The organism is Sorangium sp. So ce1014 (assembly GCF_051521505.1).
Classification (GTDB): Bacteria; Myxococcota_A; Polyangia; order Polyangiales; family Polyangiaceae; genus Sorangium.
The window spans coordinates 10,223,292-10,239,009 of sequence record NZ_CP150356.1 but is presented as its reverse complement, the minus strand read 5'-3'; the positions used below and the strand labels follow the sequence as shown (position 1 = coordinate 10,239,009).

Here is a 15,718-nt window from a genome sequence, read left to right as displayed (position 1 = left end):
AGCAGGAGCCGAGGGCAACGCAAACGAGGGGCCGACATGAACGTTGACGACGTGTACGAGCAGCACGTGCGCGGACTGCCGTTGGCCGACCGCCTGCGGCTGGCCGAGCGCATCGTGGCTCAAGCGGCGGTGGAGGCGCAGGGGAGCAGCCACGCGATCGATGTGAGCGCAGGGGGTGAGGCGCTCGGTACGCTTGGTAGCAGGCTGCGCGCCATCCGGGCGCGGATCGAGCGCTCGGGGGAGCCGCTGCTCGACGAGGCCGGCGTCCGCCAGGAGCTGGCCGAGCGCCGGGGCGGCATCGCGGCGCTGGAGCTGGGAGGCGATGCGCACCTTCGTTGATGCGGGGGTCCTGATCGTCGCGGCGCGAGGTACTGGCAAGCATGCAGAGCGCGCGCTCTCGGTCCTCGACGATCCAAGGCGAGAGTTCGTCGCCAGTGCATTGTTGAAGCTGGAGGTGCTGCCGAAGCCGCTCTACTTCCGCCGCACGGAAGAGGTCGCATTCTACGAGACTTTCTTCTCCGCGGTCTGCGCCTGGGCACCGCTTTCCGCCGAGCTTTCGGCGCAGGCGTTCGCTCTGGCCTCGCAGCATGGCCTGGCTGGGATGGACGCGTTGCACGTCGCCGCGGCGCTCGCGCTCGGCGCGGAAGAGATGGTCACGACCGAGCGCGAAACCAGCCCGTTGTTCCGCGCGCACGGCCTGGTGGTCACCGGTATCTTCGCAGATCGGTCCTGACCGTCGGCGGGTCATCTGGAGATTCGGCCTCGCCCCGGGCGTTTATCCTGCCGACGCTGCTCGTGGTCGATGTCGAGCGATAGTCCTTCGCGCGTCATTGCCCGCGGCAGCTACAACGCTATTTGATATCGTGGCACAGGGGCCTTCTCGCACCCCGCCGTCCAGCGCGCGTCCGGCCTCGACGCTCTTCGCGTCAAGCGAATCCTCGCTGGATCATTGACAAGTTGGTCATTCGGCGGCGTTTGCTGTAGGGTTTCCCCGCGCGGCCCCGGGGTCGCCGCAGCGGAACGAGCACACATGGCGGAAACGACAACGAGCCCATTCGGGAGAGGCCCCCTCGCGGCGCCGAGCACCCCAATCGCCGACGCCCGCCGTGGTGCGGGTCTCACGCCGGGCAGGAGCGCTGTCGCCGGGCTCGCGTCGGCCGTGGCGGTCATCCTCGGCGGCTCGGCGGCGCGCGCCCAGGAGCCCGCGCGTGACCCGGTGGCCGCCGAGGCGCTCTTCAAGGCCGCGCGCGCGCTGGTTGACAAGGGCGATTATGCGGCGGGGTGCCCGAAGTTCGAGGCGAGCCTCGCGCTCAACCCCTCCGCGAGCACCATGATCAACCTCGCGCGGTGTCACGAGCGCGAAGGCAAGGTCGCGACAGCGTGGCACGACTATCAGCGCGCCCTCGTCCTGAACCGGGAAACGGCGGGGGAGCAGCGGCGGCGGAGCCTCGAGGCGATCGCGCAGAAGGAGATCGCGGCACTCGAGCCGCGCGTGCCGAAGCTCAGCGTCGTGGTCGAAAGCGCGCCCTCCGGCGTGGAGGTGCAGCGCGACGGCACGACGCTCCCGGCGGCCGCGCTGGGCGAGCCGCTGCCGATCGATCCAGGTCCGCACGAGATCCGCGCGAGCGCCCCCGGGCACCAGACGGAGACCCGCGCGATCACGCTCGCGGAGGGCCAGACGGAGACGGTCGCGCTCACGCTGCGGCCGGCGGCCGCGGCCGGCGCCGCGACGGCGCCCGCGAAGGCGAGCGACGCGCCGGGCGGGGGCGTCCCCGCCTGGGCCTGGGTCTCGGGGGCCGCCGGGATCGCCCTGGTCGGCGCGTCGGTCGGGTTCCTGATCGATGATCTGTCCGCGATCAGCGCCTTGCGCGAGAACTGCCGCGAGGTCCCGGGCGGGACGTACTGCAAGCCCGGCTATGACTTCGCGGCCGACAATGCGCGCAAGAACCGCGATCTCGGCCTCTTCGTCGGCCTCGGCGGCGCGGGGCTCGTCGCGATGGGGGTTGCGGTCTACGGGATCGTCCGGTCGGGCGGCGAGAAGGAGCCTGCGCCGGCGCAGGGAGCCGTCGCGCTGCCCTGGATCGCGCCCTCCGGCGCCGGCGCCAGCATCTCCGGGAGCTTCTGATGCGCACAGGGGAGAGCGTGCGAATGCATTTCTTCAGGTCTCTGGCCGCGATCGCGAGCTCGCTCGTCGCCGGGGGCGCGTGTATCCCTGACGTGGAGCCCAACGTGTTCGTGGTGCCGCGCTGCGAACAGGTCGCGCCCAGCTGCGGTCCGGCGGCCGGCGAGAGCTGCTGTGCGGAGAGCGAGGTGGTGGGCGGCCAGTTCAACCGCCTGAACGACGCGCGCTTTCCGGCCACGGTGGCCGATTTTCACCTCGATCGCTTCGAGGTGACGGTGGGGCGGTTCCGGCAGTTCGTCGCGGGGTACCCGGCGACCCGGCCGAAGGCGGGCGCGGGCGCGCACCCGCTCATCGAGGGCAGCGGCTGGGACCCGGCATGGGATGCGGGCTTGCCCGTGGGGAAGGACGAGCTGCGGGCCTCACTGCAATGCGACGAAAATTTCCGGACGTGGACCGACGAGCCCACCGGCAATGAGGCGGCGCCGATCAATTGCGTGAGCTGGTATCTCGCGTTCGCCTTCTGCGCCTGGGACGAGGGCCGGTTGCCCACGGAGGCGGAGTGGAACTACGCTGCCGTCGGGGGGAACCAGCATCGGGTCTATCCGTGGGGAGAAGAGGCCCCGAGCCAGGAGCTGGCCGTGTTCGGCTGCGAGACCACGACGACGGTGTGCCCGATCCCGGGTGTCGGGTCCAAGTCCCCGGCGGGGGACGGGAGATGGGAGCAGTCCGATCTGGCGGGGAGCTTGTTCGAGTGGGTCCTCGACTACCACGCCGATCTGACGGGGACGTGCAGCAACTGCGCGGCCCTGAGCGACGGAGGCTTCGGGAGGGGCTCCCGCGGAGGGGCGTTCTCCCACCCCGAGGAGGCGCTCAGTCCGACGTACCGCATCGGCGAGCTGCCGGAGAGGACGTTGTCCTTTTACGGTGTCCGCTGCGCGCGGGACGAGTAGCGGGCTCACCGCATCTAGCACTCCTGCCGGTACATCGGACAGGGCTAGTAGGCAGCCTGGCGCCCCGTGGGCACGCGGCTGAGATCACTGGCCAGGTGCGCCTGCGGCAAAGTCAAAGCGGGGGCACCGGCAGAGCGAGGACCAGCCAGGTCGTACCCGCCGCCCGTTGCCAGCTCGGAAGGGCGGTTGAACCGGTCCCTCGCGGCCGTTTCCGGTGCCCCGAGGGGGGTCGAACCGGTCCCTCGCGACCGTTTCTGGTGTCCGAGGGCGGTCGAACCGGTCCCTCGCGACCGTTTCTGGTCCCCCGAGGGCGGTCGAACCGGTCCCCGAGACCGTTTCGGGTGCCCCGAGGGCGGTCGCGACGCTCGAGATCCGGGCCAGCGACGAGGGCGAGCTGCTGCTCCGCGTGCGGGGGCGCCGCGCGCTCGTCGACGCGCCGGAGTCGTCGCTGCTCATCACCGACGGCGCGCGCGCCGAGTTCCGGCTCGACCGCGCCGCCTCGGGCGATGCCGGAGGCTCGACCGCGCGGAGGCCCCTCAACAGTCGCCGGAGGCGCCCGCGCAGCGGGCCGGAGCTCAGCGAGGACCTGGACGCGAGCGAGCAGGGCGCGACCTGTCTCACACGACGGCGTCCACGCGGCCACGCTGCCCAGAAATCCGGATTCGGCGCCAACTGACCGAGACGTTATCCGCACGCACAGCGCATATTCTGCGGAGCAGCCAGAATTCAACGCAAAGGCGCAAAGGCGCAAAACGACGGAGCGAAAATGAACGAGAATGAGATGGCTACGATCGCCGTCGACGCTGCGATCGAGGTGCATCGCAGCCGTGGAGGCCCGGGGCTGCTCCGTGGTCAACGGATTGCAGGAATGATTTCCCCCACCTTTCCTTGCCTTTTTGCGTCTTGGCGCCTTTGCGCCTTTGCGTTAAATTCCGGCTTCCCGTTGCGAATGGGTGGGCTCCGCCACCGCTTCAGCGACCAAAGTGCTGGAGTAGACGGCCGAACCAGCGGATGCACCCGGCGCTGCGCCCAGCCGCGTAGCGGGGCTGGACGGCTGGGCACCCTCCGGCGGATTCGCAAGTCGTTGTGCCCTTGCTCGAACCATGCACCCACAGACTCCACGGAGAGGCCCTAAGGGGTTCTTGCGCAGCGCGACCCGATGTTGCCCCGGTGCTCGGGGTAGTAGACGTGGCGGGTGGCTGACCGCAGGGTCGGGGCGAGCTCGTCGTTGCTGCCGCTCCGGAAAGCCCGGTAGGAGCCTGCTGTCACAGCAGCACAGTCATGGCACGGCACCGGGTACTGGACCGGGTCCCAGTCCAACATCCATTCCCACGCGTTCCCGCCCAGGTCGGACTGACCCCACTTCCCGTCGCCTTTGGGCGACGTCGATCCGACGTTCTGTAGGCTGCAGGTGCCGCCGCAATAGACCGCGTAACTGTCATCGATTGTCGTAGAGGTCGCTGGCTTCGACCACGGATAGTACCTGTGCTCGCTGCCCCCGGAGGCGGCGTAGTTCCACTCCGCCTCCGTCGCCGGCCGTCCCCCGTCCCACGCACAGAACGCGAACGCCGTGTACCAGTCCAGGCAGTTGATCGGCTTATTTTCGTTGCTCCCCGCCGTGTCCGTCCAGCTATGATGGACAAAGCAACTCAAGGCGCTCTTCAGGGCAGCCGTGTTCGGGGGCAATTTGGTGTTCCACGCCGAGCTCCAGCCAGAGCCTGGGATCTTTGGATGTGCGCCCGTGCCATCCCCAGGCGGGCTGGCCTGCGTGCCCATGCCTGCGTTCACGAACGCCCGGAACCGACCCACCGTGGTCTCGTACTTGTCGAGGTAGAAGTCGCTCACCGTCGCCGGGTAGCTCCGGTCCAGATAGTCCACGCCGTCGTAGCTCCGAGCGAAAGCTCCGCCGGGGACCAGCGAGCTCTTGCAGCAGTCCTCGTCCCCCGATGGCCCGCAGGTCGCTGGTAGCCCGGTGCAACTTGGCGCCGTTCCAGCCCAGGTGCCCGCGGGGCCGCTGCTTCGGTCCTTCGCGATCGTCTCGCCCGCCGCGGTCCCTTCATCGTCTCCGCAGGTGCAACCTGCCGAGAGCAGCAGCCCGAAGAATGCGATGCCGACGGTGTGGTGAGGACGGGCAAGCGAAATCATAGGTCATCCATTGAAGTGCCTCATCATCAACCCTCTTCGCCACGGGGCTCCGCCAGCGGAGCGCGCGCCCGTACGCATGGCGCGTGCCCGTCGACATCGCAGCTCGGTCTCGCTCAACCCGTGCTCCGATCAGCCCCCGAAGAACGCCTTTGCCTGCTCTCCCAGCACGTTCTCGCCCTTCGGGCTGCTGGCGTGGCAGCCGTCGCTGACCTCGCCCGCGTCATTGTCGAGGATGAACTTCCCGAGGTAGCTCATGTTCTCGTTGAGGGTCGAGTCCTTGGCCAGCTGTTGTGCCTTCATGTCAGTCCAGTCGGCGCCGCCTGCTCCCGCGATGAAGCAATCGTGTCCTGCGTTGTAGACCGGCTGACCCACGATGTAGATGTGCGTGCCCGGGTTGACGTGCTGGCGCGCCGCGTTGACCATGTCACGGAGCTCTGTGTCGGTCGCCTTCTGGGACAGGATGCAGATCTGCACCATGATGGCTTTGACGACGTCTTTCCCTCCAATCGACTCCATCTTCCGGTCGAAGAGCTGCCAGGAAGAGCTGCTGGGGTTTGTCCAGTTCTGGACCACCATGGCACCCGTCTGATAACTGTCCGCGTTCCACATGATCTTGCCGCCAACGCGCTTGTAGCCAGTGCCGATGTTGTTGGCCATCGAGCAGCCAGTGTACGCAACCGAGTTCTCTCCCGTCGGAGGCAGGCCGTCACCCCCACCACCCGTTCCGGTGCTGCTGCTCGTGACCGGAGTGCCCCCCGTCGCTGCTCCGCCCTCGCCTGCGCCACCGGTGCCACCTCCGCCGGTGCCGCCGCTCAGGGCTCCTCCCGAGCTCGCTCCGCTGGTGCTGGTGCTGGCGCCTCCGACGCCTGTTCCACCACTGGTCGAACCTCCGGTCGCGGGACCGCTGGTGCCCGTCGTCCCCCCGGTCGCGGCGCCTCCCGACCCCGAACCGTCGTCCGGGTCACTCTCTGAAGCGCAAGCTCCGAGGCAGAGCGCGGCTATCCCGAGAGCGCAGCGGGCCAGAAATCGATAGGAAAGAACAGGAACATTCATCGTCGTCACCTTCTGTTAGGGGGCGTGGGTCAGGACCGGCGGGGACCCTCGGCTCGCGTCCGACCGTCCTTGTTCTATTGCCGCTGCGACCCGCGCGAATAGACGGCGAGATCGTCGTCGCCCCCCTTGGACAGATCTGTCATCCCCCCTCGTCGACCGCGAGAGGCATCACGATGCCCGCTTCTCCGAGGGGAGCGTCGCTGAAAAGTTCTGTTCGGTCTGACTCGGCGTCTGTGCCAGCTCGCAGCCTCATGGGGCCACCTGGCGGCGTTTTTCGCAGGGTCATGGGGCCACCCCAATCCTCTGCATCGCGCCCCTGCTCGCTGCCCGCCAGCAGCCCGCCGAGCTCGCCGGAGGGCGAAACCGTGACCAGCCCGCCGGGGAGCCCGGAATCCACTGCATGCGACCCAAATATCCCGTGCAAGCTCCAGAGCTCCTCGCCCCTCCGCCCGACCCCGCACCGACCCGAGCCCCCGCGCCGGTCCACCTCGATCCCGCGCCGGCCACGGCGCCTCCGCCTCGCCTGGACTCCGCGGCGCCGGACCTCGCCGCCGGGCGCCCCGACCCGCGCGGGCCGTTCCGCGCCGCTCAGGTCCGGCCAGGCGACCCGTACGAGCTGTCGCACGGACATCCGATCTTCTGCTCGCCCAGCGGCGGACGTGCCTCGAGCGCCCACTTGCTCGGCGGCACGGTCGTCGCCTGGGATCCCGCCGTCCGCGAGGCGGGCATCGACACAGGCTACAGCAACGCGCCCGAGCAGCTGCGCGCGCCGCACGTGGCCGTGGGCAACGTGCCCGAGTCGCCGGGCTGGGTGCCGGGCGCGCCGGCGCTGGCCATCGAGTACGCCGACCTCGGCGAGGACGAGGCGAGCCTCGCGCAGAAGATCCACGACCTCCTGGCCGCCGGGACGCGCTGGGTCTGGGTGGTCCGCCTCGAAGCCCCGCGCCACGTCGAGGTGCACGCGCCCGGCGCGCCGCCGCGGCGCACGCTCCCGGGAGAGCTGCTCCACGCGCCCGGCGTGCTGCAGAACCCGCTGCAGGTCGAGGCGCTCTACGAGCGGGCCGCTGCCCAGCAGGCCACACTCACCAACCTGCTGCAGCGCGAGGGATACGCGAGCCTGGAGTCGCTCCGCGACAGAGGCCTCCGCGAGGGACGCAACGAGGGGCTCCAGCACGCCGTGAGGGACGTGTGCGACGTGCTCGGTATCCCGCTGTCGCCCAGCGACGAGGCGTCGCTCATCGAGCTCGATGGGACGGCGCTCGCAGCGCTGCTGGAGCGGCTGAAGCGCGAACGGCGCTGGCCCCTGCCCTAAGGCCCGGAGAGCTGCCCCTACAGCGACTGCGGCGCGCCCCGCTACCGCGCAGGACGCGCCGCGCGCTCGCCGATCGCGCGCTTGCGCTCGATGCCGGAAATCGGGTAGCCCGATAGCCCACGGCGCACGGGGCGCACGGTGGGCATGGTGCAAGGGTAATCGCCGTGGATCTCGATGCCTTGGCCGCGTCCGCCGCCCGCCGCGCGCTGCTCGGCGCGGCGCTCGCGCTCGCCCTCGGCATGGCCCCGGGCGCACGCGAGGCCGCGGCCGCAGAGCCGCTCGCCTGGGTGGCCCCCGACAGCGCGCGGGTCGTCTCGTGGACCGGCGGCCAGGAGCAGGGCGCGCCTGCTCCGGAAGGGACGCGCGCCGCGCCCGTCGCAGCCGACCCGATCCGGCCGGTCGCGCTCACCACACAGCAGCTGCTCCTCGTGCCCGTGGAGCCCGGCGACCGGCTGGAGGTGCGCGGAGAGGTCGCGGGCATCGGCCTCGGCTCCGGCGTCGGGGACACGCCGGACGTGATCACGTGGATGCCGCTGCCGCCCCTCAAGGGAGGCGCGCGCGACGTCGCGGTGCCGGCCTGGTCGAGCGCGCGCTTCGTCGCCGTGCGGGCGGCCGTCCCGCGTGGCGCGGAGAGCACGCCGGTCGCGGTGCGGGTCGCCGCGCGGGAGAGCGCGCCGCTCGCCTGGTACCGCCTCGACGAGGACGTCGCCGCGTGGCTCGGCGGCCGCGCGCCCGCGCCGGCCTCCGCGCCGGGCGAGGCGGGCGCGCTGCTCCGGTGGATCGAGGCCGCGCGCGCCGCGCTGGCCGCGCCGGGCAGCACGGGTACGGCGTCCGCGCCGGGCGCTGCGGGCGCGCAGGCCGCGCCTGCCCCGGCGCGCCTCGCGCCCGCCGCGGCCGCATGGCTCACCGCGCGCTACCTCGAGGAATCGCTGCTCCTCCGGCCGCTCGTCGAGCCGTACTTCGTCGCGCGGGAGGTCGAGCTGCGCGGAGGCCGCGAAGGTCCCGATCTCCCGGCCGTCGAGCGCGCCACGCCATGGCGCTCGCTCGGGGCCGGGGCGCGGCTCGGGCTCCACGCGCCCGGCGCGGACGTGCTGCGCATCGCCCTCCGGCCGCGCGCCTACGGGGCGACGCGCGTCGTGGTCCGCGCCGGCGGCGCCGTCGTGCGCGAGATCGCCTGGCGCACCGGGCCGCGGCTCGCAGACACAGCGCGCTGGAGAGAGCCGCGGTGGATCCGGGTGCCGCTGCCGGTCGACGCGCGCGCGGCGACCGTCGACGTCATCGAGGGGGAGATCGCCGTCGCCGCCAGCGGGTACCGGCAACGCGCCGGCGTCGCCGAGCTCCTCGCGCCGCAGCGCGACCGCGCCGCGCTGCTCGATCGCGCGGCGCGGCGCGAGCTGGCCGGCGATCGCGCGGCCCACGCCGAGGCGCCGCGGCTCCTCGCCGCCGCAGATCGGGCCGCCGCGCCGGACGCCGCGAAGGCCGCGCGTTATCTCGCCGCGCGGCCGGCCGTGCCGCCGCCGCTCCGGGCGCTCCTCCTCACCGAGGCGGTCCGGTGGGCGCCCTCTCCCGGCGCGGCGTTCGCGCGCGCAGCGCAGGCCTACGCGGCGGCGCAGGGCGTGCCGGCGGCGAGCGCCGTTCCCCTCCAGCGCGCCGCCCTCGCGCGGCTCGCCGCGGCGCACGCCGACCCGGGCGCCGGGGCCGCGCCCTGGTCGGGGGCCGCCGGGGAGGCGGCGCGCGCGAGCACCGGCGCCGGGGCCGCGTCCCGGTCCAGCCCCGCCGGGACGGCCGCGCCGCGCGATCGCGCCGGCGATCGCGCGCACCCGGACGACGTCGCGGCCGTGTCCGCGCTCGGCGCAGCCCTGTCGCCGCCGCTCGATGGCCGCCGGCCGGTGGGCGCGCCGCTCGCCGAGCGCCACGCGCTCGGCCACGGCGACATCGAGAGCGCGGCGCCGCTCGCGCGCACCGCCTGGGCGCGCGAGGCCCCGTGGGACACGCTCGACATCCCCGACGGCGTCGTCGCGTGGAGCTCGATCGCGCCGCCGCGCGACGCGCCGCCGCCCGGGGGAGCCGGCGCATCGCAGGGCGCCGCCGCGGACGCGCTCTGCGAGGTGAACGCGGCGTCCGGGCTCCGCTGGACGCTCCTCGACGCCCCGCGCGCGCAGCTCGACGTCGAGGCGCCGCCGGGCGCCCACGCGCGGGTGCTCCTCCGGAGCGCCGCGAGCGAGGTGGTCCCCGAGTCGTCGGTGCTCATCGACGGCACGACGGCCGCGGTGCACGGCGGCGCCGGGCTCACCTCGGTCGTCGCGGTGGCGCCCGGGGTGCGCACCTTCGAGCGGCCGGCGGACGCGCCGCCGGTGCTCGCGCGCATCCCGCGCAGCGGGCGCGCTCCCTGCCGGTCGCTGCGCGAGATCGTGCAGTGGGCCTGGGTCGACGGCGCCGTGACCTTCGCGCTCCCCGACCCGGAGCGCGCCACGGTGGCGCGCGTCGTCCTCGCGCCGGCCGCCGTGATGGGCGAGGCGGCGCGAGCGCCCGGGGCGCAAGGGCAAGGCGCCACGGGGCGAGCTCCTCAGGCCGCCGGCGCGCCGCCGGCAGCCACGGGTGCGTCGGCCGCAGCCACGGGGGCGCCGGCCGCAGCCACGGGGGCGCCTGCCCCAGGCGCCGGCGCGCCGCCCGCAGCCGGCGGCGCAGCGCGCGTGCTGCGCGTGAGCGCCGGCGCCGTCGTCCACGAGGCCTGGGTGCGCGCGGGCGCCACGGGATCCATCGAGATCCCCGTCCCCGCCGGCGCGGGCGAGCTGCGCGTCGAGAGCGCCGCGCCGGCGCTGCTCCGCGCCGCCGTGCGCCTGCACCCTGCCGCGCCCGCCGCGCCGCGCGTCGTCAGGCCGGTGCGCCCGCCGCCCGGCGCGCCCGTCGACGGCACGCTCGACCAGATCCGGAGCGCCACGCGCGCCCTCCGCGCCGCGCCTGCCCGCGCGGCGCTCCACGCGCAGCGGGCGGAGGCGCTCGACGCGCTCGGCTTTCCGGCGCTCGCCGCGCTCGATCGCGCCGCCGAGGACGACCTCGGGGACGCCGGGCAGCTCCCCGGCGCGCCGGCCGCGGGCGCGCCGCCGTCGACCGTGTTCGCCCTGCCGCCGGGCAGCCCGCCGGCGGTCGCGCTCGGCCTGCCCGCGCGCGTGCCGCCGCTCCCGCTGCCCGACGACCGCGCGCCCCTCGCCACCGCGCGCGCGGCCCGCAGCGCCGGCGACCCGCGGCGCGGCGTCGCGCTGCTCGCCGGCCCCGCGGGCGGCAGCTCGGGCGCGGACGCGCTCCTGCTCGGCCTCCTCGCCGAGCGCTCCGGCGAGGCGCGGATCGCCGCCGACGCCTTCACCCGGATCGGGCTCGCCCACCGCTCCTCCGCCGCGCTTTCCCGCGCCGCGAACCTCGCCACCGACGTGGCGGCCGCCGCCCCGGCGCCCGATCGGCGGCTCACCCTGCGCGCCCTCGCGCTCGCCGAGCTCGCCGTGCAGGTGGCCGCCCGCGAGGCTGGCGCGGGCCAGGGGGCTGCGCCCGCCGCCCCGGCCGCCGCGCCTCCCGCCGGCTCGGCGCCGGCCGCGACGTCGCCGCCGCTCCAGCTCCCGCCGGCCGCCCTCGCGCGGCTGGCGCCGGTGACCGGCTGGAACGTGCCGCCGCGCGCCGACGCCACGGCCGGCACCGCTACGCTCGAGATCCGGGCCAGGGCCGAGGGCGATCTGCCGCTCCGCGTGCGGGTGCGCCGCGCGCTCATCGATGCGCCGGAGGCGTCGCTCCTTATCACCGACGGCGCGCGCGCCGAGTTCCGGCTCGATCGCGCCGCCCCGGGCGCGATCGTGCTCGACGGCGTCTGCCGGGCGCTCGACCACGACGAGACCCCCTGCGCGTTCTCGATCACGCTCGACGGCGCGCCGGTGGCGTGCTCCGCGGCGTCCGCGCCGGCGGCGGCGTCCGCGCCGATGACCGGCCGCTGCGTCGTGCAGGTGCCCAGGGGCAGCCACCGCATCGAGGCGCGGCCTCCGGCGGATCAGAGCGTCCTCGGCTGGATCCGCGCGACGGCGGCCGGAGCAGCGCAGCCCTACTCGGGCCGCGTCCTCTCGACCTGGAACGACATCGACCCGGCCCGCCCCCTGGAGCTCGCGTTCGTCGGCCCGACCGTGGTGCGCATCCGCGCCCGCGCCGCCTACGAGTGCGCCGCCACGCCCCGCGCGCGCGCCGCGCTCGCGGACGGCGGCGATCCGGCCTGCCACCCCGAGGTCACCGCCGCCACGCCCGCCGGCCAGCTGCGCTTCTCGGTGACACCGCTCGACGTCGCGGCCGACAGCGGCCCCCCCGGCGCGGCCCCCTCCGGCGCGGCCCCCCCCGGCGCGCTGGAGGAGGGGACGATCGCCCTCGACGCCTCCGAGGACCGCGAGGCGCGCCGTCTGGGCGTCACGCGCGAGCCGTTCTTCTGGCTCGGCGGCGAGGTCGAGTCCCGCGTCGCCGTCCTCCCCGAGGGCCCGCACGTGCTGCGTGTCGCCTCGCCCGGGGGCAGGGCGCTCCTCCGCGTCGAGCTCGCCGTCGCCACCGGCGCGCCCCGCCCGCGCGTGCCGCCGCCCGCGCCGCCGTCGCCCGCGCCCCTCGCGCCCGCCGGCGAGCCGCTCCGGCCGGCGCCCCCGGTGGGAGAGGACCCGGACGTGGGGCCGCTCTCCGTCGGCGCCTACGCGCGCCTCGTCGACAGCGAGCTCACGGAGGAAGATCTCCGCCTGCCGCTCCGCTTCCTCGAGCTCGGCGTCGACGTGCACCGCGAGCTCATCGAGCGGCGCGCCTGGGTCGCGGCCGCGGGGTTCGGGCGCCTGCGCGACGGGCCGGAGAGCTTCGGCGCCGAGGCCCGCTTCGACCTCGGCTCGAGCGGCTGGGTCCCCGGCGTCGCGCTGAGCGGCCGCCTCGTCCTCCAGCCGGGCGCCGGGGGCGCGCTGGGGGGCAGGGCGAGCGCGAGCGCGTTCTGGTCGATTCCGCTGGGCGAGCTCACGCTCTCGCCCTGGGCAGGCTTCACGCTGCTCGCGGTCGACGAGTCGCTCCGGGGCCTCCCGGGCGCCGACAAGGACATCTTCACCCCGTACGCCGCCGAGCACCGGACCCAGGCCTCGCTGGGCGCGCGCCTGCGGCACCGGCCGTTCGTCGACGCGCTCGTCACGGCGGGCACGTCGCTGCGGCTGAGCCCGGTGCCGTCGACGCTCGACCGCATCGACGCGACGCTCGATCTCGACCTGCTCCCCGGCCGCGGGCTGTTCCCGTGGATCCAGCTCGGCTGGCTCGCGAGCTACCGGCCCGTGAACGAGACGCGCGACGAGGCGTTCCTGCGCGACGCGTTCACCGCGGGGCTCACGTTCTGGAGCTGGATCTCGCGCGGACACCGCGTGTCGCTGGGCGCGGAAGGGACGTTCCTGTTCGACCTCCCGAGCCCCGCAGAGACGTCCCCCCGCCTCTCGGCGCTGCTCTTCGCCCGCTACGACTACACCGCCGGCCGCGGCCTCCGCGACTTCCCGCCGCACGCGACCCCGTTCCGCGACCGGCAGGAGGAGGGGAGCGGGAGCATCGAGCGGGAGCGGCCCGCGGTCGAGCCCTCGTGGGAAGACCCGTAAGACATGTCGTGAAGTAGGCCAGGCGTGCAGTCCACGTCGTGGTCTTGCGCAGCCCCGGCGGAGACGGCGTCGACCCCTCCCCACGCCCGGGGGGCGTCGGGTTTGTCACTCCCCAGCTGTCCGGCGCCACGATACTCTCGGCGAGCTACGAGGTTTCTCGTCGGAACGTATGACAGTCGAGCTGATTCAGGCCATCGTTCGCCAGACCACTGTCCTCATCGCTCAGCTGGCGACCTCGGGGGGCTGGCGTGCCCCCTTGGCCCAGCTCGCGGACCAGGTGTTCCAGGACCTGGCGACCGAGCTCGAGCGACAGGGAGTCAGCCGCAAGGTGGGCGCCGACATGTTCGGTATGGGGCTCCGGAGCTATCAGCGGCGGGTCCGGCGGATCACGGAGAGCTCGGTCGAGCGCGGCCGCTCGCTCTGGGAGGCCGTGCTGGACCACATCCGCCGCCGGGGGATCACGCCGCGGGCCGAGATCCTGCGGGCGTTCGCCGCCGAGGATGATGTCCTGCTGCGCGGGGTGCTCTTCGACCTCTGCGAGAGCCGCCTGATCTTCCAGGCGGGGCAGGGAGCTCAGGTGGTGTATCGCGCGATGTCCGACGACGAGCTCGGCGCGCTTCGCGCGATCCGCTCCGGCGAAGGCGTGGACGAGCTCGTCGTGGCGATCATCTACCGGGAAGGCCCGCTCACACGCGACGATCTGGTGCAGCGGACCCACATCGATCGCGCGGAGCTCGATTGCGCCCTGCAGCGCCTGGTGGAATCAGCGCGAGTCGAGCGGACGGGTGAAGATGCCGGAGCGACGTACAGCGCCGCGAGCCTCTACGTGCTTCTTGGCTCGCCCGTGGGCTGGGAGGCGGCGATCTTCGATCACTACCAGGCGATGGTGAAGACCATCCTGTGCCGGTTGCGCGAGGATCGCACCGCGCCCGGCCTCGGCGACCGTGTCGGGGGGAGCACCTATACCCTCGACGTGTGGCCCGGCCATCCGCACGAACAGCGGGCCCACGAGACGCTGGGGCGCCTGCGTGCCGAGCTTGTCGCGCTGCGCGAGCAGGTCGAGGCGTTCAACGCGGCGCACGAGACGCCGGACAGGTACACGCAGGTGGTGCTGTATGTCGGACAGTGCTTGATCCAGCAGGACATCGGGGGCGGCGATGAGGCCTAGTGGGGTCGCGACGGCGTGCCTCGTCGTGAGCGTGACGGGCGCGGTGCTGCTGGCCCCGGCCTGCAAGGGCGTGGGCCCTCAGACCGGGAGCGAGACAAACTTTCTCACGAGCTTTCTCACGAGCTGCGATGCCAGCTGCGGGGACGGTCTCGCCTGCATCTGCGGCGTCTGCACGCGCGCCTGTTCGGTCGCCGACGAATGCTCGGGGCTCGCCTCCGGCGCCGAGTGCGTGGCCGCGGCGGAGCGGCCCACCGAGGCGGCGTGCGCCGCGGCCGAGAGCGCCGCGTTCTGCGATCTCTCCTGCAGCGATGATGCCGCCTGCGCGCCGCTCGGCGAGCCGAGCGGCGCGCCGTTCCGCTGCCAGGGCGGCTTCTGCCGAGCGCCCGGCGATGGCGGCACGGCGACCGCCTGCCCGGTCACCACCCTGGCGCCCGGCGACAACGAGCGAACGGTGGCGGTCGGAGACGCGACCCGCAGCTACGTCGTTCGCCTCCCCGCGAGCTACACGGGAGCGAGCTCCATGCCGCTTGTGCTCGATTTTCATACGCTCGGCGGGACCTCGGCGGCGGAGGCCGAGGCCTCGGGGTACCGCGAGCTCGCCGAGAGCGAGGGGTTCATCGTCGCGTGGCCGCAGGGCATCGACGGCGCGTGGAACATCGGTCCGTGTTGCACGACGTCACGCGACGTCGACGACGTGGCGTTCGCGCGTGCCCTGGTCCAGCAAGTCCAGGCGGAGGCGTGCGTCGACGTCAAACGCGTCTATGCCGTGGGCGTCGCGAACGGCGGCGGGATGGCCTACCACCTGGCCTGCAACGCGGCGGACGTCTTTGCCGGGGTTGCTCCCGGCGCCTTCGACCTTCTGGCGGAGTCGGAGCAGCCCTGCCAGCCGGTGCGGCCGATAGCCGAGATCTCGTTCCGGGGTACCGCGGACGTGCTGGTACCCTACGAGGGGGGGGCGCAGCAGGCGCCGAACGGCGCGAACATCACCTTCCTCGGCGCCGTTGGCACCTTCGAGAGGTGGGCCGAGCTGAACCGGTGCACGGGAACCCCGAGCGCGGCGGACAGCAACGGTTGCTCGACCTACTCGAGCTGCGCGAGCGGCGTGGAGGTGACGCTGTGCACGGCGCAGGGCGGCGGCACGGCCTGGGGGAGCCCCGAGATCGGGTGGGCCACGCTGAAGCGGCATTCACTGCCGTGAGCGCGTAACGAACGATATTCCCCTGCCTCTTCTCTGCGTCCTCTGGGGTTCATTCTCGGTCTTCAAGCGGATCGGCGCTCGACCGTGCGGGATGGACGCCCGAAGCCTCATCACAGCGGTGCGCCGGTGTGGCGGCCGGC

The 15,718-nt window shown here is 73.7% G+C and carries 10 protein-coding genes; 8 read left to right on the top strand and 2 right to left on the bottom strand.

What is annotated here, in order from left to right:
* Window positions 1–36 precede the first annotated feature (36 nt).
* The 4 genes from WME75_RS38845 (at window position 37) to WME75_RS38830 (ending at window position 3,072) form a co-directional block, all read left to right on the top strand.
* Window positions 37–339, top strand: a complete 303-nt coding sequence (locus tag WME75_RS38845) for a hypothetical protein (protein ID WP_437481646.1) — start codon at window positions 37–39, stop codon at window positions 337–339.
* A complete protein-coding gene (locus WME75_RS38840; RefSeq protein WP_437481645.1) occupies window positions 323–733 on the top strand; it encodes a PIN domain-containing protein in 411 nt (136 codons plus the stop codon). The genes WME75_RS38845 and WME75_RS38840 overlap by 17 nt, the downstream gene beginning before the upstream one ends.
* Window positions 734–1,030: 297 nt before the next feature.
* Window positions 1,031–2,125 (top strand): PEGA domain-containing protein, encoded by a 1,095-nt coding sequence (locus tag WME75_RS38835; RefSeq protein WP_437481644.1) that lies wholly within the window; start codon window positions 1,031–1,033, stop codon window positions 2,123–2,125.
* A 23-nt stretch (window positions 2,126–2,148) separates the two neighbouring features.
* A complete protein-coding gene (locus tag WME75_RS38830; protein ID WP_437481643.1) occupies window positions 2,149–3,072 on the top strand; it encodes a formylglycine-generating enzyme family protein in 924 nt (307 codons plus the stop codon).
* A gap of 1,131 nt (window positions 3,073–4,203) precedes the next feature.
* On the opposite strand, the gene WME75_RS38825 is transcribed toward WME75_RS38830, so the two are convergent.
* Both WME75_RS38825 and WME75_RS38820 read right to left on the bottom strand, forming a co-directional pair.
* Window positions 4,204–5,217, bottom strand: coding sequence for a formylglycine-generating enzyme family protein (locus tag WME75_RS38825; RefSeq protein WP_437481642.1), 1,014 nt, complete (start codon window positions 5,215–5,217; stop codon window positions 4,204–4,206).
* A gap of 129 nt (window positions 5,218–5,346) precedes the next feature.
* Complete coding sequence (locus WME75_RS38820; protein ID WP_437481641.1) at window positions 5,347–5,874, bottom strand: hypothetical protein; 528 nt, start codon at window positions 5,872–5,874, stop codon at window positions 5,347–5,349.
* A 796-nt stretch (window positions 5,875–6,670) separates the two neighbouring features.
* On the opposite strand from WME75_RS38820, the gene WME75_RS38815 reads away from it, so the two are divergent.
* The 4 genes from WME75_RS38815 (at window position 6,671) to WME75_RS38800 (ending at window position 15,578) form a co-directional block, all read left to right on the top strand.
* A complete protein-coding gene (locus WME75_RS38815; RefSeq protein ID WP_437481640.1) occupies window positions 6,671–7,582 on the top strand; it encodes a hypothetical protein in 912 nt (303 codons plus the stop codon).
* A 164-nt stretch (window positions 7,583–7,746) separates the two neighbouring features.
* Window positions 7,747–13,212 carry a hypothetical protein gene (locus WME75_RS38810; protein ID WP_437481639.1) on the top strand — a complete coding sequence of 1,822 codons (5,466 nt, stop codon included), beginning with the start codon at window positions 7,747–7,749 and terminating at the stop codon, window positions 13,210–13,212.
* Between the two features lie 256 nt (window positions 13,213–13,468).
* The gene (locus WME75_RS38805; RefSeq protein ID WP_437481638.1) at window positions 13,469–14,380 is read left to right on the top strand and encodes a hypothetical protein; all 912 of its coding nucleotides are present in this window, start codon (window positions 13,469–13,471) and stop codon (window positions 14,378–14,380) included.
* Entirely contained in the window at window positions 14,370–15,578 is a 1,209-nt protein-coding gene (locus WME75_RS38800; protein ID WP_437481637.1) for an alpha/beta hydrolase family esterase, read from the top strand. Before WME75_RS38805 ends, WME75_RS38800 begins: the two co-directional genes overlap by 11 nt.
* The last annotated feature ends 140 nt before the right edge of the window (window positions 15,579–15,718 follow it).